This window comes from Microcoleus sp. S13_C5, from assembly GCF_036700845.1.
Taxonomy (GTDB): Bacteria; Cyanobacteriota; Cyanobacteriia; order Cyanobacteriales; family Microcoleaceae; genus Microcoleus.
Map to the genome: position 1 here is coordinate 1 of NZ_JAUBPR010000031.1, position 23,875 is coordinate 23,875.

Here is a 23,875-nt window from a genome sequence, read left to right on the forward strand (position 1 = left end):
AATTCCGGCACTGTCTTCTCCATGTGCCTCACCTTATCAGATTTTTTTGGTTTTTGCTACCCCCGTGAACTTCTACGAAGATTGTAAGTGCGATCGGGCTGGCAACTTTTAGTATTATTGCCTTAGCAACTACAGGTTTAATAATTTTCGCAGCGAACCGTTCGTCAGTCAAGCATCAAGTCCGGCAATTGCTGACAGCGAGGGAATGTCAAGGTTGCAATCTTTCCGGGGCGAATTTGAGCGAAGTTTTTCTGGAAGGCGTCAATTTAGAAAAAGCCAACCTGAAAGATGCCAATTTGTGGAGCGCGCATTTGGTAAATGCTAACTTGAAACAGGCAAATTTGGCTAGGGTTTACCTGATAAGCAGCAATTTGGCCGGGGCAAGTTTAGAGGGAAGCAATCTAGAAAATGCGTTTTTAGAGGATGCTTATTTGGGAGCTACTAACTTGCAAAATGCCAATTTAAAAGGTGCTTTCATGAAAGGGACTTTTCTGGTTAATGCTAACTTGGAGGGGGCGAATTTGGAGGGGCGAATCTGTGGATGCCAAACCTGGAAGAGGCTAATTTAAAGGGTGCTAATTTGAGGAATGCTTTGCTGCTTAGTACCAATTTGGCAGGAGCGAATTTAAAGGGGGCGATTATGCCGGACGGTACTAGGCATGAATGATAGTCATTAGTCATTAGTCGTCTTTAATACTGCTCTCCCTGGTCTAGACAATTGCAATTTACCGTTCTCGTGCGTTAGTCTTAATTGTCTAGTTTAAATACTCAACTTTCTGAATCTCAGAGCTAAACATTTTCCATTTTCCATTATATTTGTTGAATTGGTGCCTTAACACCATTCTATTATTTCTGAACTGCGGGCCTCTAATTTTTGTTGTGGTTTGATCTACTGTAACTATCGCTGTATTGCCTGAAATGGTTGCCACATCAAATTTGTTCATTACATAATTCAAATCGTAGATAGAAAAATTTTGTGCAATCGCATTTTTTGTTAGTTCAAATCCTGGAGACTTTTGGTCTATTGTCGTCATATAAACTTCTATATTTTCTTCATTCAAAGCTTTCAAATTTAATATGACAACTGATTTAATTGCTGCTTTTTCACTGTTGACATCAGCTACGACTAAATTTGGTTTTTGTTTTCTAGGTGAGGTAGTAGTCTGAGAGTCGGTAAAGTGAAAGAGATTTTTAGGTGTTTGAGAAGGGTTTGTGTTGGTAGCGTAACTGCTGAGCAATAATGATAAAGCTGCGAAGGGGAATGCTGTTTTTAACAGTTTGATATTTAAACGTAGCATGGCTGTTAAAATTCATAATTAATTACGCCCTTTATAGCATAAATCACAATTAATGTCAATCTGTTAACTTCGCTCGGTTTTTTTTATGGGCAATCGAGCTTTTAATAAATTCCGGGAAGTAGTTTTTTGACTCGCTGGCTGTATTGTGAATAGTGTAAATATTTTTCGTTTAACCAGGTTTCTTCGCGGCTGGCTTTGAGGTCGAAAAATATTATTAATATTGCGCTGGCTATTAAGTGGGATATGCTCATTTGAAAAAGTGTCCAACCGAGGGCTGCTAAAATTAAGCCACTGTATAATGGATGTCGCACTATTCCGTAAATGCCTGTTTGGACTAATTCTCCGTCTTCTCTGGGATACGGTAAAGGTGTGAGGTTTTTTCCTAAGTCTATCAATCCTTTGATGATGAAAATTAATCCGCTTAAGCCGAGAATAATTGCTACAATCCCGGTAATAGCAACTAATTGAGTTGATTGAATTTTTAATCCTGGCAGTTGATAAACTGGTAAGATTACAAAACCTGTGAGCAATCCTCCTTGAAGCAGGACTAAATATTCGCCGCGGCTGTTATTGCGCCAGCCTTCGCGCGTGAAGCCCCAATCAGTTAAGATTTTCATAGTAAGACGAAGTTCGGCAACGGATTTTGTAACGGATGTAACGGATGCAAGGAAGAAGGAAGAGGTGAGAAGAAAGTGAACTGTAGGTTGGGTAGACTGAAGTAAAACCCAACCTACGGCGAACAGCGAACAGTCAACAGTGAACAGTCAACAGTGAACAGTCAACAATTAACAAATTTATTCTAGCCAGGGACGAGTCATTAGTTCTAGTTGATTGACTTCATCTGGGCTCAAATTCCAACCTAATGCACCTGCATTTTCTTGGGCTTGTTTGGCGGTTTTGGCGCCGGGAATGGGGATAACTCCGTTTTGGCATATCAACCAGTTTAGGGCAACTTGGGCGGGCGTGCGATCGCGCTTTCGACCCATTTTCCGCAGCGTGGACATGACTAATTCAATTTTTTCGAGGCCGCTTTTGGTGAAGCGGGAGTCCATTTTGCGAGCTCCTGTAGGTGGTTCTTGGGCTGTATATTTGTCGGTGAGCAATCCTTGGGCTAAGGGGCTATAAGCTAAAATTGTGACTCCCAATTCGCCGGCTGCACTCACAATTCCTTGTTTTTCTACTTGCCGCGACAGCAAGGAGTACCGGACTTGATTTGTTGCTAGGGGAACGCCTCTGGCTGCTAATATTTTGTGGGCTTGGCGCATCTGTTCTGCGGAATAGTTGCTTACTCCTACTGCTTGAATTCTGCCTTGTTTGACTTCATCCGCTAAGGCGTTCATCAGGGTTTCTTGGCTGAGTAAAAAAGTGAACGGCCAGTGAACTTGGTAGAGGGTTATTTGTTCTACTTGCAAGCGTTTTAAGCTGGCACTCAAGGCTTCGGAAACTGATTTTCCTGTAATCCGCCAAGGTACGGGGCCGAATTTGGTGGCTATTTGAACGGGTTGGCTGGTTTTTTTGATAAACTGCCCCAGCAATTCTTCTGACAAGCCGTTACCGTAGACTTCGGCTGTGTCGAAAAAGTTGACTCCGCTGTCTAGGGATGTTTTGAATGCTGCTTCGACTTCGGCGGCGCCGTAGTTGCTGCCGTAGTTCCAAAATAGTTTATCGCCCCAAGCCCAAGTTCCGACGCACAGGGGAATGACGGCTGGGCCATTTTGTCCTAGGGTAATGGTTGTCACGGTTGGTAAATCCACAGTTATTGATTCTCTTTATTTTTATATGAATTGATACGAATAATCGCGATCGAGCTTCTAGCCTGGGGAAGAATGGCGGCGGGTTGCGATATGTCAGTTACTATAAATGCAAATGCTGTGTTTATTTTGAATAGTTATGTCGATCGACCGTTTGCCAGATTCAAGATTAACAGATTCCGCGACTCCTGCTATCAAGAGAGTTACCCTCCTGACTATGTTCCGGTTGGGTTTGTTTCAGATGGGATTGGGCATGATGTCGATTTTGACCTTGGGGGTGCTCAATCGCGTCATGATTAAGGAGTTGGCGATTCCGGCTACTGTGGTGGCGGGTACGCTGGCTATGCACCAGTTTGTGGCGCCGGCTAGGGTGTGGTTCGGGCAAATGTCTGATGCTAAGCCTTTGTTTGGCCATCACCGCACAGGTTATGTGTGGATGGGCGGGGTTTTGTTTGTGATTTCTGCTTTTTTGGCGGTGCAGGTGATGTGGGGCTTGGGCGGCAGTTTGGAGGCTGTGGGATGGACGAGTCCTACTTACGGTTGGGTGGGTTTGTTGGGTTTGATTTTTGCGCTTTACGGTATTGCTATTTGTTCGAGTTCGACTCCTTTTGCTGCTTTGTTGGTGGATGTTTCGGATGAGGAAGATCGATCAAAGTTGGTGGGTGTGGTGTGGTCGATGCTGATGGTTGGTATTATTATTGGGGCGATTGTTAGCAGCGGTTTGCTAAAGCAAATTGATGGGGATGTGTCACGGGAAGTGTTGCAGGCTTCGATTAATGGTTTGTTTGTGAAGGTGCCGGCGCTTGTTTTATTTTTGGTGGGGATTGGGACTTTTGGGGTTGAGAAAAAGTATTCGCGCTACGGGGTGCGATCGTCTGCAGTGAATCGAGAAGATAAAATTACTCTGGGAAGTGCGCTGCGGATTTTGACTGCTAGCCGCCAAACTGGTTTGTTTTTTACTTTCCTGCTGGTTATGACAATTTGCTTGTTTATGCAGGATGCGGTTTTGGAACCTTACGGCGGGGAAATTTTTAAGATGCCGATTTCGGAAACTACGCGGTTGAATGCTATTTATGGTACTGGTACTCTGATCGGTTTGAGCGCAACTGGTTTTTTAATTGTGCCGCGCATTGGCAAGCAAAATACGATTAGGTTGGGCTGTTTGTCGGTTGCTGCTTGTTTTGGCTTGATTATTTTATCGGGGTTTACTGGTAATCCAATTGTGTTTAAGTCGGCTTTAATGTTTTTTGGTTTTGCTTCGGGAATTACCACGACGGGTGCGCTGAGTTTGATGTTGGATTTGACTGCTGCAGAAACTGCTGGGACTTTTATTGGTGCTTGGGGTTTGTCGCAGGCGATGGCGCGTGGTGTGGCGACGATTAGTGGCGGTGCTATTTTGGATTTGGGCAGAAGTTTGTTTGGGCTGCCGATGTTGGCTTACGGGTTGGTTTTTGCTGTGCCGGCGGTGGGTATGATTCTGGCTGTTTGGCTGTTGGGTAGGGTGGATGTTGGGGAGTTTCAGGATAATGCTAAAAGTGCGATCGCAACTATTCTTGAAAATGAATTAGACTGATGAGTTGTCAGTTGGCAGGTGTCAGTTGTCAGTTGGGCTGTGGCAGTTGTTAGTTCCAATAATCAATAACCAATAACCAATAACTAATAACTAATGACTAATGTTTGGGATTCTATATTAAGTTTTGCACGGGTTACTGTCGAGAGAGTCGGACAGCAGTTGTTGCAAGATTTCGGTTCCGTGCAAGCGGATGAGAAGGATGACGGCAGTTTGGTGACGAAATCCGATAATTGGGCGGATGCGGAAATTAGAAGTGCGATCGCATCTGCTTTTCCCACTCACGGGATTTTAAGTGAGGAAGGCGAACAGGTTTTCCCCGATACTGAATGGTGCTGGATTGTCGATCCTTTAGATGCTACAACTAATTTTGCTAGGGGAATTCCGATTTGGGGTATTTCTTTGGGTTTGTTGTATCGTGGAACTCCGGTTTTTGGCTACGTGCATTTGCCGCCAATTAATCAGTCTTTTCACGGTTTTTTTGCACCTGATTTTTCGGGTGGCGTGTTTGATAATATGCCTCAAGGTGCGTTTTTAAACGGCAAGCAAATTCGGCCGACTGCTGATAAAATGAGCGGCAATCATTTTTTTAATTTGTGTTCGCGGAGTGTGGGAATCGGGCCTCATCTTCCGAGTAAAGTTCGGATGTTGGGCATGGCTAGTTACAATTTTTTGACTGTGGCTTCGGGTGTGGCTATGGGAGGGGTGGAAGCGACTCCGAAAATTTGGGATATTGCGGGGAGTTGGGTAATTGTAAAGGCTGCTGGTGCGGTTTGGTTGCCGCTGGAATCCCAGGGGATTTTTCCGCTGGAAGTGGGGAAGAATTACGGGAGGATTTCTTATCCGACTTTGGTGATGAATCGGCAGGAGTTGGTGTCGGTGTTTTTGCCGTTTGTGGAGGCTTGGAAAAAGAAAAAAATGGGGTAATTTACGTAAAGCGAAGCTATCCCGTAGGAAATCGAACAATTTTTAAATAAAACTGCAGGGCAGGCGTGACGGAGGAGTCTCCCACGTCTGCCGTGCTGTTTGGAAGAAATATACCGACCGATGACCGATGGTTCAAGTATGCCTACTCTCGTCGATTTGTGCCAATCTGCGATCGGGTGGTTTTGTTTTACGTCGATCGGGTGATGCGGTTTTGGTACAATTTGTGGTAATTTTTGAACTCGATATTATATCGGAGAAATAAAATTATACCCGTTTTCAAGTAGAGGCACAAGGGTAAATAGATTTACTGCGGTGTGGGAAAAAGTAGATGAGTGGTATGTTGGCTATGTTGAAGAGTTAGCCTGGGGGAAGATACAAGAATAAACCTTGGAAGAAACTCGGAAAAGTCGGCGGTTGGCGATCGCACTAATTTCGATAGCACAATTTCAGGGATTCACCAGACGGATGATTTTCTAAGTGCAATTCTCAAGCGTGGCTGCTGGTTTTAGCAGGTGCTGATTTTGGGTCTTTGGTGAATTTCATGTTAATTTGGGGTTGAGAATAACAGCCAATCAACTATGATCTATCGTAGCAATTCTGCGATGCGATCGCACTTGATGCAGCCAGCGAAATAACAGATGCTGGGATTGGGACACAACCTTGCTGTGTCCCTACTGCAAAATGAATTTATTGCTTCAGGCGATTAATTTCGACAGCACATTAGACAACTTAGCACCGAGAGTTTCAACAGCGTCCTGCTGTTTGGGATCTTTCATCGTACCGTCAGCATTAAATGCTTCAAAAGCTTGGGGAATTGCTTTCTGATCGGGGAGCACCAATACGTTAATATTCCCCAGGATCGATCGCAAATGCACTAATCCCCGCAAACCGCCGAGTCCGCCTGGGGAAGCACTCATAATTACCGCTACTTTGCCAGTAAATGCCACCAATCCCGGTTCACCCGGTGCTGGGCGCGATACCCAATCGATCGCATTTTTCAACACAGGCGTAATTGAACTGTTATACTCAGGGGAAGCTATCAAAAACCCGTCATGCGCTACCATTAATTCCTTCAATTTTCTGGCATTTTCTGGCATTCCCTCTTTTGCTTCCAAATCTTCGTCAAATAGCGGCATCGGCAAATCGCGCAAATCTACATAAGTAACTTCTGCACCTGCCGCACTAGCCCCAGCCGCCGCAACTTTTACCAGCAGTTTGTTATACGATCCTTCGCGGGTACTTCCGGCAAATGCAAGTATTTTTGGTCTGTTTGTCATTGATTTTTACCTGATTATTGTTTCCGCGTATAATTGTACTATTTCGAGTGACTCCAAACAAAGTCAGCAATGGGTCTATCTGCCGACAAAACAGGATTGTCACTGGAATTGAGTAAAACCGATCGCACTTTTACATTCCCGACACCCAAACGCCTCTCGACGCGACTGGGAATGCCGTAACCGTAAATAATGTGTCCTTTACCCGCCAACACCACAACTTGATAGTCAGGGTTTGCTTTGACAAATTCAGCTATTTTTTCCGCCATCGTTTCGTCCCACAAAACTTGGGCTTGCAAGAATCTTTCAAAAGCCGTACTATTTCCCTGTTCTGCCTTTTGGTGTTGCTGGTAAACTTCTAGCAGCAGTTGCCGATATTCGGCGTTGTCGGTGTGAATTTCGGATATTGGGGGAATGTGCTTTTTTTCCTCTGCTGTGAGGCTTTCTAAACCTTGACTGGCAACTTTTCTCGTTACTTCGGATGGTGTATTTAAGGCGAGGACAGGTAGTTGATTTTCTTTGGCAAACCGCAAAATGGGGGCGTAAGATTCCCAGGGAAAACGCCATCTGCGATTGTACTCTGTTTGCTCGACTAATTGCTGTTCAGTCAGTTTACCTGCTAAGTAGTTGTCGATCGCACTTTGAAACGGACGCTGAAACATTTCCATCGCGATCGCAATTTTCCGATTTTGCCGCTGCATTTCTCGGATAATCGCCAGTTGAGCTTGATGGTCTTCAGCGCTATCGTGGGTTTCGCCCAGATACACGACTTTTGCCTTTACCAACTGTTGCAGAATCTCTTGGTTAGTGTAAGTTTGCCCAGGTTGAGGGTTCGTCGTCGTTTGCGCTGTTACTGCACTGCTGCACAGCAGGAAGAGACCGATCGATAAGGCGCACAGTTTGATGAGTTTGGTTGTTTTCATACAAATATTATGCCGTTTCTCGCAGCAGCAAGCACAGCCGAACTCTACTATTTTAGCTGAGCAGCTAGAAAGCTCAATGCTTAATTTAACTTCATAATTATCCGCAGTTACTTCTAAAAATGTAAAGTTTAGTTGCAGGTACTTGCGCTTCTAGAAGAAGGTGCTAAATTAATAATATGAAGCGAACAAAAAGCTTCTATGACAGATACAACCTCTAGATACCACAGCGAAGTTCACAATAGAATCTAAGGAGTAAAAACGCTGTTTAATCTCACATCTGTCTCATCAAAAAACAATAGCAGCACCCACCAACAAAGCTGATACTTCCTCAACTAATTAGAGGGGAGCAATGCAACTGAATCCGACGATTATTGCAACTCCACATCGAAGTTGAAAAAAGAGGAAATCACTCGGTACATATGGCTGGGTGCTGTTGTTGTTAAAAGAGATTTTCGGTTTGTGATGTTTTTTTCACTAGAGGCAGAGCCTCTAGATATGCGTTACCCCGCAGAGCCGGGTAACGAGACTAAAATGAGAAAAACTAGAAAATTACTGGAAAATTGTCTCGTCTTCCTTTCGCCACGCGGGATCGACGATACACATAAATATTAGCGGCTCGGTGCCACAGTTGTAAATAAACTGCTTGGCGTTTGGCGGAATGTAAACTGCATCTCCGGCTTCCACGAATTGATTTTCGTCGTCGATGTGCATTTCTCCAACGCCGCTGAGGATATAGTAAACTTCAGAAGTTGTCAGGGAGTGCAGCACAGAAGTTTGTCCCGCTGGCAAAGTGGCGTGGGCTAAACTGTAACGCAAATCCACAGCTTGTTTGTCTGGATGCAGCAATTCTCGCAGTTGAGTACCGTCGCCAGCAATAAACTCATCGCAGGCATTTAGCTTTTGAATTAGCATTCTTTCCCCTCTCCTGAAAATCTCTTTACCACAACTTAAGTTTAATTGAAAGAGTCAGAGATGTTAAGAAATATGTAAAGCGGCGGTCGGATTTTTTAACCGTAAATTCCCGAATGCCCTCGATAATCAGGACAGTCGATCGCATCTTCAGATAAAGCTATAGTAGGCTGAACGGGACACTTGAGGTGGTAGTCGCCGGTGAAAAATACGCAGTTAGCACAAGGGATTTGGTGCATCCGCTGAGCTCGACGCAGGGAGTCGGTGACAGCACGCCCGACACTCAAAAAAAGCAAAAAAACTAAACCCCAGGCGGACACAAAACACAGCGGGACTAAAATAGGCTGTATTGCCTTCAGCAGAAAGTAAAGCATAGCAAGAAAATTTAGCGGTATAAGCCACACATACATTACAGTAGTGGAATTGCCGATCGATCGACCAAAAAGTTTAGAATCCTTTACAGCTCGATCGAGAAACCGGGCAATTATGGCATGATAAGGAACAGTCCTTAAATAAAATTAGAGGAAATCAGTTATGACTCTGCGATTAGGCGATACAGTTCCCAACTTTACCCAAGCTTCGTCTGAAGGGGAAATCAATTTCTACGACTGGGCTGGGGATAGCTGGGTCGTGTTGTTTTCCCACCCGAAAGACTACACTCCAGTGTGCACCACAGAACTCGGTGCAGTGGCCCGTCTAAAGTCTGAATTTGACAAGCGGGGCGTCAAAACCATTGCCCTCAGCGTCGATGATGTGGATTCTCACATGGGCTGGATTAAAGATATTGAGGAAACTCAAAATGTCACCCTCAATTATCCGATTTTAGCAGATGGCGATCGTAAAGTCTCCGACATTTACGACATGATCCATCCCCACTCGCTGAATAACTTAACAATCCGCACAGTTTTTGTGATTGACCCGCAAAAGAAATTGCGTTTGAGCATTACTTATCCGGCGAGCACAGGTAGGAATTTTAATGAAATTTTGCGAGTTATTGATTCCTTGCAACTTACCGACAAATACAGCGTTGCGACTCCGGTTGATTGGAAAGACGGCGACGATTGCGTAATCGTACCTTCGATTACCGACCCGAAAGAGTTGGAAGAGAAATTTCCTAAAGGTTATACGCCGATTAAGCCTTATTTGCGGATGACTCCTCAGCCGAATAAATAGGTTTAAAATTCCTGGACGCAGAACCTAATTATGTAAGGTGTGTACTGCACACCTTACCTCTATAATTCGCCAGTTCAACCAGCTTGTAGTTAGGGCTTGAGTCCTTAATCCTGATTTTTTAGGACTTTAGTCCTCGCTACAAACAAAGAAATTGTGTAATCTTGTGTAAACACTTTAGATTTGAGGAAAGGCTAAATGCTGTCATCAACAATTGTGTTGCGAATACCGCCCAAATTGCAAATGACAGACGACGAGTTTTTCGAGTTCTGTCAAATCAATAGTGAGTTACGCATTGAACGCAATAAATCGGGAGAATTGCTAATTATGCCTCCTACTGGTGGAACAACAGGAAATCGCAGCGGTAGCGTCTTTGGAGAGTTGTATATTTGGGCTCGCCAAGATGGAACAGGTATGTGTTTTGACTCCAGTACGGGATTTAAGCTTTCAATGGGTGACAGGTCTCCAGATGCCTCCTGGATTAAACTGGAACGGTGGAATACTTTGTCACCAGAACAGCAAGATAAATTCCCACCTATTTGCCCTGATTTTGTAGTAGAACTGAGGTCTGCTTCTGATAATCTCAAGCCATTGCAAGACAAAATGCAAGAATATATGAGAGAACCAGGAGTGCAGTTAGGCTGGTTAATTGACCGCAAAAATCGCCGAGTTTATATTTACCGTCCTGGTTTGCCAGAAGAATGTTTGGAGAATCCGGCTACAGTTAGCGGCGACCCCGTTTTGCCTGGATTCGTACTCAATATGAGCAAGATTTGGTAAAAGTGGTAGCAATAAATATCAACTTATTGTAAAAATTAATCATAGGATACACACACGCAAAAAATATGGATATTAAAAACGGCTTTGTAGGCACAATCGGCAACACCCCACTAATTCGCTTAAACAGCTTCAGCGATGAAACAGGCTGCGAAATTCTCGGCAAAGCAGAGTTTCTCAATCCCGGCGGTTCTGTAAAAGACCGGGCTGCTTTATACATTATCAAAGATGCAGAAGAAAAAGGCTTGCTAAAACCGGGCGGCACTGTTGTTGAAGGCACTGCCGGCAATACTGGCATCGGTTTGGCTCACATTTGCAACGCTAAAGGTTACAAATGTTTGATTGTGATTCCCGATAACCAATCTCAAGAAAAAATCGATGCTTTGAAAACCTTGGGCGCTGAAGTTCGGACTGTTCCCGCTGTTCCTTACAAAGACCCAAATAATTATGTCAAATTGTCGGGAAGATTGGCTGCAGAAATGGAGAATGCAGTCTGGGCAAATCAGTTTGACAATTTAGCCAATCGCCGAGCTCATTACGAGACAACTGGCCCGGAAATTTGGGAACAAACAAACGGTAAAATTGATGCTTGGGTAACTGCTACTGGTACTGGCGGCACTTTTGCGGGCGTAGGAATGTTTTTGAAAGAAAAAAATCCTGCTATTAGAATTGTCTTGGCAGACCCGATGGGCAGCGGGCTTTACAGTTATTTCAAAACTGGGGAAATTAAGACTGAAGGTAGTTCGATTACTGAGGGAATTGGCACCACCCGCGTCACTGCAAATATGGAGAATGCCCCGGTAGACGACGCCATCCAAATTAACGATACTGAAGCTGTCCGGGTGATTTACCAACTCCTGAGGAAAGAAGGGCTGTTTATGGGCGGTTCTGTGGGGATTAATGTGGCGGCGGCTGTGGCTTTAGCGAAGCAATTGGGGCCTGGACATACGATTGTTACGGTACTCTGCGACGGCGGGGCTCGGTATCAGTCGCGTTTGTTCGATCGACAATGGTTGGCTTCCAAAGGCTTGTCACCAGATTAATCGTAGGGTGCGTTGCGGCGCACCTTAAAATTTGGGAATATATCAAATCTGGGCAATCTGGGCAATCTGGGTATATATGCGCGCACCTATTCCCATGCTAAGAAAATAGCATATATGTAGCAGAATGTCAAGTAAAAAAACATGAAAATGATCGAATCTTCTAGGCAAGTTCTTGTTTGCCAAAACCGCACTTGTCGCAAGCAAAATTCAGCAAAGGTACTGGCAGCTTTTCAGAAATTGTCACCATCAGAAGTCGAAGTTGTTGCTAGCAGTTGTTTGGGACAATGCGGCAACGGGCCGATGGTGTTGGTGCTACCAGAAGAGGTTTGGTACAATAGCGTTTGCCCTGAAGAAGTGGCGGCAATAACGGATCAACATTTGCGGGGAGGAAAGCCGGTAGAGAGGATGCTTTACCGCAAGTTTCACCGACTTTCTCATTAGTCGATCGCCCGCGTTTAAAATTCTTCCGCAAACAACCGACGGAGAATTTCCGTGACTTCGGCGCAAAATCTGGCGTCGAGTTCGATCGCTAGGCGATCGACACTGGTGGAACCGCCTACAGCTTTTTCTGCCCGCAAACTCATGGCTAAAGTTCTGAGTTTTGACGGCTTTCCCGCCGCCTTCGGCCGTTCGTCAACAAACCGTACTAAAGCCACATAAACTGTTTCTAGGGTTCCCCTGATCGAGCTCAGTCCGTAACCCAATTTTGAGATAATTACTGGAGAAGTGATGAGGCTATCCATCCCCAAAGTTTTAATTGCTACGTCCACATATCGAGCGGTGTCATGTCCCATTGCTCTGACAATGCTTTCTAGGCTGTTCCACTGAGCTCCTTTCATGCGCGATCGCTGTTCGATGTGGAAGTGCCATCCTAACATGGAAATCAGCCTGGTTAAATCATAAGCAGATACGGAATTTTTTTGTTGGGTGCTGTTTAAGGCGGCACTTAGCAGCACTTGTTTTTTGGTGAGATCGAAAATTTTGGGGTTGTTGTGATAAGGATTTTCGCCGTAATCGCCGCGAAAAATTAGGTCGTTATTGCCAGTAGCGCTCTTCAGCCATTGCTCTAGTCCTATGCGAGTATCGAAGCGTTTGAACATCGCGGCTAAGGAGTTTGAACTTGCTATATTTGAGGCATAGCTAATCATGTCTTTTGCTACGTCGTAAAAGTAAAAATCGTATTTTAGCCCGTTGCCATCTCTAACAACGCAGTTGTCAATGTCGCAGTCGGGATATTTGCTATTTACTTGACTGACGATATTAAGCAGTGGGATAATTTTAGTGGCACTCCACTGCTCAGTATTGGTAAGTGCGTTTTTTCCCAGCCACTGCCCCTGAATTTTGCCGTCTACAAAAGTACCAATGCAAACGCATGCTTGTTTGATGTCTTCGTGAAGAAAGTTTAAAGCTTGAGAGTCAATTTGAGGTAGTTCTCCTAAGCTGGGAAAGGGGGTAAGTTTGAGGAGATTATTGGGTCCGGGAATATAGCTAATTACTTTTAAGCCGTCGGGTTTCTGTTTGAGATAATCGGGATAGTTTTTAATTTCTTGTTGGTAAGGGGATTTTTCAATGCCCCGGTCTAAAAAGGCTAATTTGTTTATGTTAGCTTGGGCATCTATTTCCATTTGGAGGTAGTTTTTGAAGATGCGCGCTCGGTCTTTTGCAAGTTCGAGGGAGGTGAGGTTCATGATAATTGTTGGCAACTTGTTACAAATAAGTAAATCACTATACTAGGATTTACGCAAACAAACCGGGTTTCTATGTAAAATTTGGGTTAGGGAACGAAAAATTTATGAATAAACCGGCTTTGAGACAGTAACTGCGCCCAGGACTATATATCTGAGTTCGAGCCCTACGATCGAGCTTTTTTGCCGCGTACTTGAATGCGTTTGTCGGTTTTTTGTTTCTTAATCCAAGAGACAAATTTCTGGAGTTCAGGCTCATTTTTGAGCTTTTCTAGGGTATTGAGCTCTTGGGCGAGGTGTTTGTTCTCAAATAGAGAGTGAATCTGGCGGTGACAGGCTGAGCAAATATCGATTGTCGGGCTTGGGTCTTCGTTTTTCCGCTTGGTGTTTTGTTTGGGGATGAGGTGATGGGCGGTTAATGCTTCCATTTGTCGATCGCACAATTCGCACTGCATAATTTTCTCAATGCTGCTGGATAGGAGAATTGCTACTTTTAGTTTAGCGCGATCGGCTTTGATTCATGTGAATGAAAGTCGATCGCACTTTCCCAACAATAAAAAAACCCCCAATTGGGGGTCATACAAATCTCTTGTGGCAGAGGTTGAAAAGCCTCTGGGATCACAAAATATACAGTAACAGAAACAAAACAATCCAAATCACATCGACAAAGTGCCAGTAAATCTCAGTCGCTTCGATTCCGAAGTGGTGCTCGCTAGAATAGTGACCTTGCGCGCGCGATCGCCACACCACCGCCACCATCAGCAGCACTCCCAACGTAACGTGCAAGCCGTGAAAAGCAGTCAAAACGTAAAAGCAACTGGCATACAAATTCGTCGTCAAGCCAAACTCTAAATGAGTGTATTCGTAAACCTGACCGAACAAGAAAACGGCTCCCATCGCAATAGTTACGAGCAGCCAATTCCGCATTCCGGCCGCATCATTTTTTTTGATTGCAGTATCAGCATTGTGAATCACAAAACTGCTAGCAATCAGAATGATCGTATTGATTCCCGGCAGCAATAACTCTCGCGCCGGCGTACCTTCAGGAGGCCACACGGGGGCCATCGCCCGATAAATCAAATACGCAGCAAACATACCGAAAAATATCATGCCTTCAGCGCACAGGAAGACAATTACACCTAACATTCGGTGGTCGGGATGCTCCACACCATGTGCCTCTACCTCAGCCTCGTGGTGGTAATTCAGGGCTGTTTTTGCCGGATCTATCGCTGGAATTTGCATAAGAAATTGGTAATGAAGAAGTCAGTTGTCAGTTGTCAGTTGTCAGTTGTCAGTTGGCATTAGTCATCAGTCATTAGTTAACAGTCAACAGTCAACAGTCAACAGTCAACAGTCAACAATGCCCAATGACTAATGCCTGATGACTAATAACTATTCGCCATCTTGACTTTCATCAGCAGGAGAATCAACATTTATCTCTGATTCAGGAGCGACCAAAGTGGCAGTACCGCCAAAGAAAGTTGAAGCTTGAGCCTCCGCAATAGGAATACCTGTTTTCTGGGCGTTGCGGGTGGCATTCTCCCTCAACTTGAGTCTGAGACGTTCCCCAGTATGCTGAATTTTTTCCATGCCGTAATCGTAAGGCCCCGTTGCCAATACCGGCACTCCTTCAAAATTTTCGATGGGGGGTGGTGAAGTCGTCATCCATTCCAAACTCAAAGCTTGCCAAGGATTGTCACCTGCTTTCGGGCCGTACCTCCAGCTCCAAATCACATTAATGATAAAGGGGATTGTAGACACTGCCAGCATATAAGCACCAACAGTACAAATGACATTAATTGTGGTAAATTTCGGGTCGTACATTGCCACGCGCCGAGGCATTCCTTGCATCCCCAAAGCGTGCATCGGCAGGAAAGTTACAGTAAAGCCAACATAGGTTAAAACAAAGTGAACTCTACCCCAAAATTCATTAATCATCCGCCCCGTCATTTTGGGGAACCAGTGGTAAAAAGCAGCGTAAATGCCAAACACTGAGCCGCCAAATAGCACGTAGTGTAGGTGAGCGACGACAAAATAAGTGTCGTGAACGTGAATGTCGAAAGGTACGGAAGCCACCATGATCCCGGTGATGCCGCCGAGGACAAATGTTGAGATAAAACCCATCCCAAATAGCATGGCGCTGACAAGCCGGAGTTTTCCTCCCCAAATAGTTGCCAACCAGCTAAATATTTTAATCCCAGTGGGTACGGCGATGATCATAGTAGTGATCATAAAAAACATCCGCAGCCAGCCGGGAGTGCCGCTGGTAAACATATGGTGCGCCCACACGATCAAGCCCAAAAAGCTGATCGCGAGACTGGAATATGCGATCGCCAAATAACCAAAAATTGGCTTGCGGGAATGCACCGGCAAAACTTCTGAAATCACCCCGAAAAAGGGCATAATCATAATGTAAACTGCCGGGTGCGAATAAAACCAGAATAAATGCTGGTAGACGATGGGATCGCCGTTGCCGGTCGGGTTAAAAAATGCCGTCCCCGCTAACAAGTCAAACGACAGCAAAATCAAAGCTGCGGCTAAGACTGGAGTAGCAATCAAAGTGAGCGCTGAAGTCGCAATCATCGCCCAGCAAAACAAAGGCATTTCATTGAGACTCATGCTCGGAACGCGCATGGTAAAGATGGTAACGGCAAAATTCACCGCCCCCAAAATCGAAGAAGTTCCCAGAATCAAAACGCTGAGAATCCAAATTTCTTCCCCGGCTTGAGCAGTAACTAAGCTCAAAGGCGGATAGGAAGTCCAACCAGCCTGCGGAGCTCCTACCAAAAAACTGCTCAACAGCAACACGCCGCCTACGGGAATCATCCAAAAGGCGATCGCATTCAGCCTGGGAAATGCCATGTCTTTTGCCCCAATCATTAAGGGGATCAAAAAGTTAGCAAATCCGGCTCCGGCGGGTACGATCCACAAGAAGATCATCACCGTCGCGTGAACAGTAAATAAACTGTTGTAGAGTTCGGGGGTGACAAAATCGGCGTCGGGGGTGGCGAGTTCTGTTCGCACCAAAGTTGCCATCACGCCGCCGATTAGATAGAAAATAAATGTTGTGACTAGGTATTGAATACCGATGACTTTGTGGTCGGTATTAAAAGTGAAGTAGTCGCGCCAATGTCTATCGGCGGGCGCTGTTCCGCGAGCCTCAGTGTTTGCACTTTCTTGGAACTGTGCTTGTGTCATAGTTATTAGTCATTAGTTATTAGTCATTAATTATTAGCTCAGGATCAAAGACCCAGTGCCAGGAACTAATGACTATTTTTAGTGATGAGTTGGGTGAAGTTGTTCTAGGGTTTCGGAATTAATTTTTATTTCCCTGACGTAGGGAGCCAAAAATTCACCGTCTGACAATTCCCCAGGATTGACTGCAACTGCTTGCTCTAAGTTTTGACTGCTAGCAACTTGCTGGCTTTGCAGCCAAGTGTCGAATTCTTCTGGCGTGTGAACGACTGCTAAAGCTTTCATCGCTCCGTGATAAGCGCCGCACAATTCCGCACAAACAACCCGGTATTCGCCGGTTTTAGTTGGTGTAAATCTCAGTTCGCTCGGCCGCCCAGGAATTGCATCTTGTTTGAGGCGAAATTCTGGCAGCCAAAATGCGTGCAGCACGTCTTGAGCTGAGATATTTAGCTGTACGTCGCGGTTGACTGGCATATGCAGTTCGCCGGAACTAACGCCGCTTTCTGGATAGCTAAAAATCCAGGCGTACTGCAAACCTGTGACATTTACAACTAAGTCTGCTGGTTTGTCTTCATTTTCTGGGGAAGCGCCTACGCCTAAAGCAACGAGTTTTTGAGACGGAATTTGAGGGGCGTTTTGGGGTGTATCTGAGAGTGTGGCTGCGATCGCACTTCCCCGCATTTTAGAGTGCGCTTGCATAGTGCCGTGGTCGTGATTGCCCATCGGATCGAGGCCTCCCATTGAGTTGTAAATCTCAAAACTGTAGACTCCGATTCCTAAAATTATCACCGCCGGCACGGCTGTCCAAAGAATTTCTAAGGGAAAGTTGTCATGCCAAGGCGGCCCGTCTGTGTTGTCTCCTTGACGGCGGCGATATTTAATTGCTGCAAAGATGAGAATTCCCTGGACCATGATAAATAATCCAGTGGAAATGGTCATCATTGTATTGAAAAGTGCGTCTATGTCGGATGCTTCGTCAGAGGCGGCGATCGGCATCAAACCGTGATTCTGCCCGTACCAGAGACTGATCAGAGTCACTACGATGCCGGCGAGCATGGTGAGGATGGAACTTGGAATGTTCACGCTGGTACTTCTTAATAGCGACACTTCTTCGCTTGAAAAATGAAGGAAGCGCCTCTGGGTTATCAATTTTTAATTGTAAATGGTATTTTTAGTAAAATGTCTATCTTAAGGGTTACTTAAGGCTTAGTATGTGTGACCGAGCGCCCGCGTACCTCAAAAATACGTCTTTTGTACCTTGACAAAAATGATTAAAAATGGTACACAATCGCTCTGTTTGGCTGCTAAATTTGAGATGGTTTCTCAAACACCATCAAATGCTGCTGGGGTAACATATCTTTTGTCTCTTTCCATACTAAACCGACGGCGGCCATTTCTTTTTTCACCTGCTTCTGCGTCATTTTGTGCAAACCTTTAATGGGAATCAGCGGGTTTTCGCCCCGATACTCGATCGATACCGTGCGGCCTCCCGGTTTGAGTGCTTTCACAATTCCTTGCATCATTTCTCTGGGATATGCAAATTCGTGATAAGCATCCACCATCACAACTAAATCTACGCTGTTTTCCGGCAAATTTGGATTGTCGATACTTCCCAAAACTGGCTCAACGTTAGCAATATTTTTTTCTTGTTTATTCAATTTAATAAAATTAATCATTTCCGGCTGCACGTCAACGGCCAAAACCTTTCCTTCTGGAACTAAGGGAGCTATGCGAAAGCTAAAATATCCCGTTCCAGCTCCAATGTCGGCTACAATATCGGTTGGTTTTAAATCGAGATTGTTGACTAATCGAGCTGATTTTTCCTCCATGCCGCGAGACGGTCTTTCTAGCCAACCAGCACCTTGATACCCCATGACTTGAGCAATTTCTCGACCCATGTAAAATTTGCCGGTGCCGTCGGGATTGTGGAGTGTTCGCTGCTGATAAATTGGGTCGCCATTTGCGGTTTTACTGGCTGCTGCACAAGCATTGAGCGGCAACAGGCAAATTATTGCTAAGATAATTGCTGCTAGCGGTTTGATGAATTCTCGGTTTTTCACGATCGTCCTAATTGTATGTTTAATTTTTTCATTAGCAGGCTCTGCGCGGTCATCCAGAACCAGAGGAAGAGTTTCGCGAATATCGAGAAGAGTTTAAGATTTAGCTGACAGCGGATTCTAACAATTGAATTGTACCAGAGTCAGCGTCGATTTCGACTTCTTGGCCGATCGGCAAAGTGAACTGCTCCCGGATGTGTCCGACCATTGAACCATACCATGCGGGAATCTTCAAAGGGCGAATGTGGTCGGACAAGACTTGAGGTAAGGTTAGGGACTCTTGGGGTTTTTCAGCTTCGCACTTGGTACACTGTCCGAAAATAAAACCTGAAATTTTATCGAGAATGCCCGCTAATTTGAGCTGCGTCAACATTCTATCGATGCGATAAACTTCTTCGCCAACTTCCTCGACAAACAAAATACTGTTTTCCCACTGCGGTAAATAAGCCGAACCAACCATTGCTGCGATTACTGATAAATTGCCGCCGATTAGTTTTCCCCTAGCTGTTCCGCGCCCGATTGTTTGAACTTGCACGCTTTGGGAGTTTTGCATTGTCACAGAACCTCCCTCAAACAAAACTTTTTTGACGTAATCCACTGTAAAGGGGCTCCAAGTTGACGCACCTAAAGGGCCGTGAAAAGTAACTCTATTAGTTTTAGCATAAATCGCCAATAGCAGCGCGGTAATATCGCTGAATCCCATAATAATTTTGGGGTTGTTGCGGATAATATTGTAATCCAGGAGTGGCAATATCCGACCACAGCCCCAGCCGCCCATCCCGGTAAAAATAGCTCGCACTGAGTCATCGGCAAAGGCTGCGTTGACATCAGCGGCGCGATCGGCATCCTTGCCTGCTAAATAGCCGTAGCGGTCGTAAAAATGCTCTCCCAATTTAACTTTTAATCCCAGCTTTTCGATAACTTTTAAAAAATCCTCGATTTCTTTTTTGTAGTTGAAAGCAGCAGGATTGATTAAAGCTACTGTATCGCCGACTTGCAGGCGGCGCGGCTTATCGATCGCACTTTTGGGAGATAGGTTGGTTTGGGCGATCGGCAAAAGCTGAGTACCAATAGCAGTCAGCCCAAAAGTTGTGAGCAGAGCGCGGCGGCGGAGAGTCATAGCTGTCAGGTAATTTTTGCTATAATTGTATAGCAAAATCTCTGCCATATCAGTTTAAAATTGCGAGTTTACAATGAAAACCGACACTAAAATCTCAGCTAAAAAATCTTGGGCTCAAGCTTTAGCCCGTCCTGCTGCGGAGTTTCCGCTGACTCAGCTATTGATTAAAAGCGGTAAAATTCCCGCAGGATTGCGCGGCACTCTCTACCGTAACGGGCCCGCACGTTTGCAACGCGGCGGCATGAATGCGGGACACTGGTTTGATGGCGATGGTGCAATTTTGGCTGTACATTTTACCGATGTCGGTGCTGCTGCTGTTTATCGCTACGTGCAGACAGCGGGATATCAAGCTGAGGAAAAAGCTGATAAATTTCTCTACAGTAATTATGGCATGACAGCACCGGGTCCGGCGTGGTTGCGGTGGACTAAAACTGTTAAAAATGTTGCCAATACTTCTGTTTTAGCTTTGCCAGATCGCCTTTTAGCTTTGTGGGAAGGTGGCTTGCCTCACAGCCTCGATTTGCAAACTCTGGAAACTCAGGGAACGGACGATTTAGGCAGTTTAGAGAGCGGCTCTTCTTATTCAGCTCACTGCAAGCGCGACCCCATTACTGGGAATATTTTTAACTTTGGAATTACACAGGGTGCTAGTACAAAGTTGAATCTCTATAAAAGCGATAGTACAGGCAAAATATTCCAAAAAGCAACAGTTGCTTTAGATGGAATTCCGATGATCCACGATTTTGTTTTTGCAGGGAAGTATCTCATATTTTTTGTGCCACCGATGCGACTAAAACCTTTACCGGTTTTAGCTGGAATTAGCAGTTACAGCGAGTCTTTTGAATGGAAACCCGAGTTAGGAACGCAGATATTAGTTGTTGACTCTGAAACTCTATCTTTAGTTAGTCGCGGCGAAACCGATTCTTGGTTTCAGTGGCATTTTGCTAACGGTTTTGTCAAGAAAGATGGTTCGGTAGCTGTAGATTTTGTGCGCTTCGCTGACTTTCAAACTAATCAGCGGCTGAAAGAAGTAGCGGCGGGCGAAACTCGCACTGATGCGGAGGGGACTCTGTGGCGGGTGTGTCTAAATCCTCAAACTGGCAAAGTGACAGCAGCCGAAGAATTGCTGGATCAACCGTGCGAGTTTCCCACGGTACCTGCTTCAGAAATAGGGCAAGACTCGCGATATATTTATCTGGCAATGTATCGGCCTGACGTTGATATTGTACCGGAACGTTATGGTGCGATCGCCCGTTTTGACACGCAAAGCCGCAATCTCACAATTGCCGACTTGGGCGAAAATCGCTATCCCACAGAGCCCATCTACGTTCCAGATATTTCGTCGGAGAAAGGTTGGATAGTAACAGTTATTTATGACGGCAATTCTGACAGCAGCGAAGTCTGGATATTTGACAGCGATGGACTTTCTCGCGAACCTGTTTGCAAGCTAGAATTGCCCGGTGTCATACCTTTGGGCTTTCACGGCACTTGGAAATCGGCAGTCTGAGAAAATTGTAAAGAAGTGTTGCGGAAGATTTATTAAAAATTGTTGCCGCTTCTCTGTCAAGTTGTTAAGGTGTGTGTAGATAGGAAATTCTCATATCTAGGAGGTGTGGAATTGATAATCTGCATTGCTCAATTATCCTGTGCCAATTCGCACGAATCCCCGGCGATTGTAAGTCGCGGTTGCACAGGATATCGTCTGCCTCTGCGGACTAAAAAAAGAGGGGTAATTAAGCCCTGCCGAATAACCAATCCCCGGCGTATATTCCCGGCTACACAGGCAAAATCCGCCTCCACGGAGTGAAGAAAGAGGGGTTATCGAACCCCGGTAAATGACAAATTCGCGGTGAATCTCCCCGGTGAATAAATTCGCGGCTACGCAGGCAAAGTCCGCCTCCGCCGACTGAATAAATCCCCGGCTGATAACCAATCCCAGCGAATAAATTCGCGACTACACAGGCAAAGTCCGCCTCCGCGAACTGAAAAAAAAGCGGTAATAAAGCCCGCTTGGTCATGATTTCCGACTAGGTTTGCCCATCTCAAATTTGTCTGCTTGCATGAGGTTACATGACCAGATATTTGACTGATTCCTGGCAAACCAAAAGTTTAGTTCAACTCACGCGCACGTTAGCGATTCAACAGTTTTGGGTTTTGAGTTAACCCCACGAATAAATTAGGCTTATCGGAACAAGATAGCCTTTTCAACAATTATGAATTATGAGTTGTTACCGCCAAAACATCCAACTCATAACTAATAATTCACAACTCACAACTCATAACTCCGTGCCGCAGTGAGCATCTACCAAAAGGTTTAATCTATGCAACTTCAAGGAAAAACAGCTCTTGTTACAGGAGCTTCGCGCGGAATTGGGCGATCGATCGCCCTGGAATTAGCGAGACAAGGAGTCAAACGTTTGTTGATTGTGGCGCGCAACCGCAAGCAATTAATTGAACTGGCAGAGGAAATCGATGTTTTGGGCACAGAAGTAGTGCCGTTAGCTTTGGATTTAACTCAGTCAGTAGCGGTGAATATTGCGATCGCCCAAGCTTGGCGAGATTGCGGCCCGATTCACCTGCTAGTCAACTGTGCAGGCGTTGCCCACCAAGCATCATTCTTGCGTTCCCCGCTGCCGTTAATCGAGGAAGAAATCGCCTTAAATTTGCTCGGAACCTACACAATTACCCGCTTGATAGCTCGGCGAATGGCGACTCAAAAAGAGGGAACAATCGTCAATGTTTCCAGCTTAATGGGCAAAATTGCCGCTCCCACAATGGCGACTTATTCTGCTACCAAATTTGCGATTTTGGGATTCACCCAAGCTTTACGCAGCGAGTTAACTCAGTACAATGTTCGAGTCACAGCTTTGCTGCCATCTCTAACAGATACCGACATGGTGCGAGACTTGGAGCAATTCCGGTGGGTAGTGCCCACAACTCCCGAAAAAGTTGCCCTAGCACTGGTGGCGGGATTGCACAAAGATGCGCCGGAAATCTTAGTAGGATGGCAAAGTCATCTAGCAGTTTGGTGTCACCGAATTGCGCCTTGGTTGCTGGATTTTGTGTTGCGGATGGCGACTCCAGAACTTCGGGATAAATCGCGGGGCCGCAAATTGCGGGAGGCTTTAGCTAGCGGGCGATAAACCCTTTTATGGGCGGGCAAGATGCCCACCCCACAAGAAAACTCATTCTTTTGTGGAACAGGCATCTTGCCCGTTCGCCCAAGCCCTACTCCCCACAAAAAATTTGATGTGTTGTGGAACGGGCATCTTGCCCGTTCCTAAGCGCACCTTACATTTGGCAAACACGTTAACTGTTAGTCATATCGTTTCCGGTAGCATCGGAATGATATAGAGGACACGGCGTTGTGCCCATAGGTGTCCACTTAAGACTCAAACCCTTGATCAATCTCGCTTTTAGCTTAGTCTAGATCCCCCTAAATCCCCCTTAAGAAGGGGGACTTTGAGAAGAATCTTGTCCCCCCCTTTTTAAGGGGGGCTAGGGGGGATCTAAGTTTAATAGTCAAAAGCCGTCTGTGACTAGGTTTTACCTTAAGTTGACACCAATGATATCACTCATCCTCATCAGAAAATAGCGACGGTAAATCCCGTTCTCCCCTCACCACCCTGATAATTTCAATTCCACTGTCTATCGCCCGATAAAGAATAATGTAACCCATGAGAGGAAGCCCCCGCACAGAAGCAGCTAGTTCCTCGTAACTACGGCCCATATTAGGAAAGTTAATTAAATTGCGACACTTTCGATTGAACTCCTCGACGAACTGTTCTCCGGATTCAATATTTCTAGCTGCAAACTAATCCGAAATTTCATCTAAATTGATCCTCGCTTCTGGAGAAAGAATGTAGCGACTCATCTTTAGTTATCCCGCATTTTGCAAAATTTTTCCTGCAATCTTGCTATGACTATTTCTCCATCAATTCCTTCACCGCGATCGAGTTGAGCTATTCCTGTTGATACTTTTGAGCGCGTTTCTTCTACCCATTTTTGATAGCTGTTGCTCTCTTTGGGCTCGCTGTTGTCGGCTAGGAGTTCTAATGCCGCTGCGATTACGTCCTCCGCCGAAGGATATCTGCCACTTGTAACTTGTGCTTCTATGAATTTTTGCTGCTCAGGCTTGAGAGTAATTTTCATGGGGTTTACCTCTGAGAACCTTTA

Annotated in this window: 27 protein-coding genes; 11 read left to right on the plus strand and 16 right to left on the minus strand. The window is 45.3% G+C overall.

Annotated elements, in window-relative coordinates; all coding sequences use genetic code 11:
* The first annotated feature begins 188 nt into the window (after positions 1-188).
* Both QUA04_RS11110 and QUA04_RS11115 read left to right on the plus strand, forming a co-directional pair.
* Positions 189-569 carry a pentapeptide repeat-containing protein gene (locus QUA04_RS11110; RefSeq protein WP_333256708.1) on the plus strand — a complete coding sequence of 127 codons (381 nt, stop codon included), beginning with the start codon at positions 189-191 and terminating at the stop codon, positions 567-569.
* Positions 542-667, plus strand: coding sequence for a pentapeptide repeat-containing protein (locus tag QUA04_RS11115; protein ID WP_333256710.1), 126 nt, complete (start codon positions 542-544; stop codon positions 665-667). The genes QUA04_RS11110 and QUA04_RS11115 overlap by 28 nt, the downstream gene beginning before the upstream one ends.
* A gap of 88 nt (positions 668-755) precedes the next feature.
* Here QUA04_RS11115 and QUA04_RS11120 read toward each other — a convergent pair whose 3' ends face one another.
* The 3 genes from QUA04_RS11120 to QUA04_RS11130 all read right to left on the minus strand — a co-directional run bounded on the left by QUA04_RS11120 (position 756) and on the right by QUA04_RS11130 (position 3,037).
* Positions 756-1,298 (minus strand): hypothetical protein, encoded by a 543-nt coding sequence (locus QUA04_RS11120; protein WP_333256713.1) that lies wholly within the window; start codon positions 1,296-1,298, stop codon positions 756-758.
* A 101-nt stretch (positions 1,299-1,399) separates the two neighbouring features.
* A complete protein-coding gene (locus tag QUA04_RS11125) occupies positions 1,400-1,915 on the minus strand; it encodes an isoprenylcysteine carboxylmethyltransferase family protein (RefSeq protein ID WP_333256715.1) in 516 nt (171 codons plus the stop codon).
* A gap of 177 nt (positions 1,916-2,092) precedes the next feature.
* Positions 2,093-3,037: an aldo/keto reductase gene (locus QUA04_RS11130; protein WP_333256835.1), complete on the minus strand. Its 945-nt coding sequence runs from the start codon at positions 3,035-3,037 to the stop codon at positions 2,093-2,095.
* Between the two features lie 151 nt (positions 3,038-3,188).
* Here QUA04_RS11130 and QUA04_RS11135 point away from each other — a divergent pair, with 151 nt between their 5' ends.
* From QUA04_RS11135 to QUA04_RS11145, 3 genes are all read left to right on the plus strand, one after another.
* Entirely contained in the window at positions 3,189-4,622 is a 1,434-nt protein-coding gene (locus tag QUA04_RS11135; RefSeq protein ID WP_333256719.1) for a BCD family MFS transporter, read from the plus strand.
* Between the two features lie 93 nt (positions 4,623-4,715).
* On the plus strand, positions 4,716-5,546 hold the full coding sequence (locus tag QUA04_RS11140; RefSeq protein ID WP_333256722.1) for an inositol monophosphatase family protein: 831 nt from the start codon (positions 4,716-4,718) through the stop codon (positions 5,544-5,546).
* 65 nt (positions 5,547-5,611) lie between these two features.
* A complete protein-coding gene (locus tag QUA04_RS11145; RefSeq protein ID WP_333256725.1) occupies positions 5,612-5,776 on the plus strand; it encodes a hypothetical protein in 165 nt (54 codons plus the stop codon).
* Between the two features lie 465 nt (positions 5,777-6,241).
* Here QUA04_RS11145 and QUA04_RS11150 read toward each other — a convergent pair whose 3' ends face one another.
* The 4 genes from QUA04_RS11150 to QUA04_RS11165 form a co-directional block, all read right to left on the minus strand.
* On the minus strand, positions 6,242-6,823 hold the full coding sequence (locus QUA04_RS11150) for an NAD(P)H-dependent oxidoreductase (RefSeq protein WP_333256728.1): 582 nt from the start codon (positions 6,821-6,823) through the stop codon (positions 6,242-6,244).
* Between the two features lie 38 nt (positions 6,824-6,861).
* On the minus strand, positions 6,862-7,743 hold the full coding sequence (locus QUA04_RS11155) for a ChaN family lipoprotein (protein WP_333256731.1): 882 nt from the start codon (positions 7,741-7,743) through the stop codon (positions 6,862-6,864).
* Positions 7,744-8,292: 549 nt separating this feature from the next.
* The gene (locus QUA04_RS11160) at positions 8,293-8,655 is read right to left on the minus strand and encodes a cupin domain-containing protein (protein WP_333256734.1); all 363 of its coding nucleotides are present in this window, start codon (positions 8,653-8,655) and stop codon (positions 8,293-8,295) included.
* 95 nt (positions 8,656-8,750) lie between these two features.
* Positions 8,751-9,026, minus strand: a complete 276-nt coding sequence (locus QUA04_RS11165) for a hypothetical protein (protein WP_333173128.1) — start codon at positions 9,024-9,026, stop codon at positions 8,751-8,753.
* A gap of 160 nt (positions 9,027-9,186) precedes the next feature.
* Here QUA04_RS11165 and QUA04_RS11170 point away from each other — a divergent pair, with 160 nt between their 5' ends.
* The 4 genes from QUA04_RS11170 to QUA04_RS11185 all read left to right on the plus strand — a co-directional run bounded on the left by QUA04_RS11170 (position 9,187) and on the right by QUA04_RS11185 (position 12,083).
* Complete coding sequence (locus QUA04_RS11170) at positions 9,187-9,825, plus strand: peroxiredoxin (protein ID WP_333256737.1); 639 nt, start codon at positions 9,187-9,189, stop codon at positions 9,823-9,825.
* 195 nt (positions 9,826-10,020) lie between these two features.
* Entirely contained in the window at positions 10,021-10,602 is a 582-nt protein-coding gene (locus tag QUA04_RS11175; RefSeq protein ID WP_333256739.1) for a Uma2 family endonuclease, read from the plus strand.
* Between the two features lie 65 nt (positions 10,603-10,667).
* Entirely contained in the window at positions 10,668-11,642 is a 975-nt protein-coding gene (locus tag QUA04_RS11180) for a cysteine synthase A (RefSeq protein WP_333256742.1), read from the plus strand.
* A 141-nt stretch (positions 11,643-11,783) separates the two neighbouring features.
* Complete coding sequence (locus QUA04_RS11185) at positions 11,784-12,083, plus strand: (2Fe-2S) ferredoxin domain-containing protein (RefSeq protein ID WP_333256744.1); 300 nt, start codon at positions 11,784-11,786, stop codon at positions 12,081-12,083.
* A 14-nt stretch (positions 12,084-12,097) separates the two neighbouring features.
* On the opposite strand, the gene QUA04_RS11190 is transcribed toward QUA04_RS11185, so the two are convergent.
* From QUA04_RS11190 to QUA04_RS11220, 7 genes are all read right to left on the minus strand, one after another.
* Positions 12,098-13,330 (minus strand): hypothetical protein, encoded by a 1,233-nt coding sequence (locus QUA04_RS11190; RefSeq protein ID WP_333256747.1) that lies wholly within the window; start codon positions 13,328-13,330, stop codon positions 12,098-12,100.
* A 164-nt stretch (positions 13,331-13,494) separates the two neighbouring features.
* Positions 13,495-13,782, minus strand: a complete 288-nt coding sequence (locus QUA04_RS11195) for an HNH endonuclease (protein ID WP_333256750.1) — start codon at positions 13,780-13,782, stop codon at positions 13,495-13,497.
* A gap of 163 nt (positions 13,783-13,945) precedes the next feature.
* On the minus strand, positions 13,946-14,569 hold the full coding sequence (locus QUA04_RS11200; RefSeq protein ID WP_333256754.1) for a heme-copper oxidase subunit III: 624 nt from the start codon (positions 14,567-14,569) through the stop codon (positions 13,946-13,948).
* Positions 14,570-14,719: 150 nt separating this feature from the next.
* Positions 14,720-16,525 carry a cytochrome c oxidase subunit I gene (ctaD, locus tag QUA04_RS11205; RefSeq protein WP_333256757.1) on the minus strand — a complete coding sequence of 602 codons (1,806 nt, stop codon included), beginning with the start codon at positions 16,523-16,525 and terminating at the stop codon, positions 14,720-14,722.
* Positions 16,526-16,603: 78 nt separating this feature from the next.
* Positions 16,604-17,605 (minus strand): cytochrome c oxidase subunit II, encoded by a 1,002-nt coding sequence (locus QUA04_RS11210; RefSeq protein WP_333256759.1) that lies wholly within the window; start codon positions 17,603-17,605, stop codon positions 16,604-16,606.
* 221 nt (positions 17,606-17,826) lie between these two features.
* Complete coding sequence (locus tag QUA04_RS11215; RefSeq protein WP_333256838.1) at positions 17,827-18,585, minus strand: class I SAM-dependent methyltransferase; 759 nt, start codon at positions 18,583-18,585, stop codon at positions 17,827-17,829.
* Between the two features lie 97 nt (positions 18,586-18,682).
* The gene (locus tag QUA04_RS11220; protein ID WP_333256841.1) at positions 18,683-19,699 is read right to left on the minus strand and encodes an LD-carboxypeptidase; all 1,017 of its coding nucleotides are present in this window, start codon (positions 19,697-19,699) and stop codon (positions 18,683-18,685) included.
* A 73-nt stretch (positions 19,700-19,772) separates the two neighbouring features.
* Between QUA04_RS11220 and QUA04_RS11225 the strand changes: the two genes are divergently transcribed.
* Together QUA04_RS11225 and QUA04_RS11230 are read left to right on the plus strand one after the other, a co-directional pair.
* Positions 19,773-21,206 (plus strand): carotenoid oxygenase family protein, encoded by a 1,434-nt coding sequence (locus QUA04_RS11225; protein ID WP_333256762.1) that lies wholly within the window; start codon positions 19,773-19,775, stop codon positions 21,204-21,206.
* A gap of 814 nt (positions 21,207-22,020) precedes the next feature.
* Entirely contained in the window at positions 22,021-22,842 is an 822-nt protein-coding gene (locus QUA04_RS11230) for an SDR family NAD(P)-dependent oxidoreductase (protein WP_333098608.1), read from the plus strand.
* Positions 22,843-23,270: 428 nt separating this feature from the next.
* Here QUA04_RS11230 and QUA04_RS11235 read toward each other — a convergent pair whose 3' ends face one another.
* Together QUA04_RS11235 and QUA04_RS11240 are read right to left on the minus strand one after the other, a co-directional pair.
* Complete coding sequence (locus tag QUA04_RS11235; protein ID WP_333256844.1) at positions 23,271-23,498, minus strand: type II toxin-antitoxin system RelE/ParE family toxin; 228 nt, start codon at positions 23,496-23,498, stop codon at positions 23,271-23,273.
* 77 nt (positions 23,499-23,575) lie between these two features.
* The gene (locus tag QUA04_RS11240) at positions 23,576-23,851 is read right to left on the minus strand and encodes a type II toxin-antitoxin system ParD family antitoxin (protein WP_333256765.1); all 276 of its coding nucleotides are present in this window, start codon (positions 23,849-23,851) and stop codon (positions 23,576-23,578) included.
* Positions 23,852-23,875 lie beyond the last annotated feature (24 nt).

Excerpts from the sequence above, each read along its gene's own strand:
- QUA04_RS11115 (WP_333256710.1), top strand. The coding sequence starts at position 542 with ATGCCAAACCTGGAAGAGGCTAATTTAAAGGGTGCTAATTTGAGGAAT.
- QUA04_RS11120 (WP_333256713.1), bottom strand. The coding sequence starts at position 1,298 with ATGCTACGTTTAAATATCAAACTGTTAAAAACAGCATTCCCCTTCGCA.
- QUA04_RS11125 (WP_333256715.1), bottom strand. The coding sequence starts at position 1,915 with ATGAAAATCTTAACTGATTGGGGCTTCACGCGCGAAGGCTGGCGCAAT.
- QUA04_RS11135 (WP_333256719.1), top strand. The coding sequence starts at position 3,189 with ATGTCGATCGACCGTTTGCCAGATTCAAGATTAACAGATTCCGCGACT.
- QUA04_RS11140 (WP_333256722.1), top strand. The coding sequence starts at position 4,716 with ATGACTAATGTTTGGGATTCTATATTAAGTTTTGCACGGGTTACTGTC.
- QUA04_RS11150 (WP_333256728.1), bottom strand. The coding sequence starts at position 6,823 with ATGACAAACAGACCAAAAATACTTGCATTTGCCGGAAGTACCCGCGAA.
- QUA04_RS11155 (WP_333256731.1), bottom strand. The coding sequence starts at position 7,743 with ATGAAAACAACCAAACTCATCAAACTGTGCGCCTTATCGATCGGTCTC.
- QUA04_RS11160 (WP_333256734.1), bottom strand. The coding sequence starts at position 8,655 with ATGCTAATTCAAAAGCTAAATGCCTGCGATGAGTTTATTGCTGGCGAC.
- QUA04_RS11165 (WP_333173128.1), bottom strand. The coding sequence starts at position 9,026 with ATGCTTTACTTTCTGCTGAAGGCAATACAGCCTATTTTAGTCCCGCTG.
- QUA04_RS11170 (WP_333256737.1), top strand. The coding sequence starts at position 9,187 with ATGACTCTGCGATTAGGCGATACAGTTCCCAACTTTACCCAAGCTTCG.
- QUA04_RS11175 (WP_333256739.1), top strand. The coding sequence starts at position 10,021 with ATGCTGTCATCAACAATTGTGTTGCGAATACCGCCCAAATTGCAAATG.
- QUA04_RS11180 (WP_333256742.1), top strand. The coding sequence starts at position 10,668 with ATGGATATTAAAAACGGCTTTGTAGGCACAATCGGCAACACCCCACTA.
- QUA04_RS11185 (WP_333256744.1), top strand. The coding sequence starts at position 11,784 with ATGAAAATGATCGAATCTTCTAGGCAAGTTCTTGTTTGCCAAAACCGC.
- QUA04_RS11190 (WP_333256747.1), bottom strand. The coding sequence starts at position 13,330 with ATGAACCTCACCTCCCTCGAACTTGCAAAAGACCGAGCGCGCATCTTC.
- QUA04_RS11195 (WP_333256750.1), bottom strand. The coding sequence starts at position 13,782 with ATGCAGTGCGAATTGTGCGATCGACAAATGGAAGCATTAACCGCCCAT.
- QUA04_RS11200 (WP_333256754.1), bottom strand. The coding sequence starts at position 14,569 with ATGCAAATTCCAGCGATAGATCCGGCAAAAACAGCCCTGAATTACCAC.
- ctaD (WP_333256757.1), bottom strand. The coding sequence starts at position 16,525 with ATGACACAAGCACAGTTCCAAGAAAGTGCAAACACTGAGGCTCGCGGA.
- QUA04_RS11220 (WP_333256841.1), bottom strand. The coding sequence starts at position 19,699 with ATGACTCTCCGCCGCCGCGCTCTGCTCACAACTTTTGGGCTGACTGCT.
- QUA04_RS11225 (WP_333256762.1), top strand. The coding sequence starts at position 19,773 with ATGAAAACCGACACTAAAATCTCAGCTAAAAAATCTTGGGCTCAAGCT.
- QUA04_RS11230 (WP_333098608.1), top strand. The coding sequence starts at position 22,021 with ATGCAACTTCAAGGAAAAACAGCTCTTGTTACAGGAGCTTCGCGCGGA.
- QUA04_RS11240 (WP_333256765.1), bottom strand. The coding sequence starts at position 23,851 with ATGAAAATTACTCTCAAGCCTGAGCAGCAAAAATTCATAGAAGCACAA.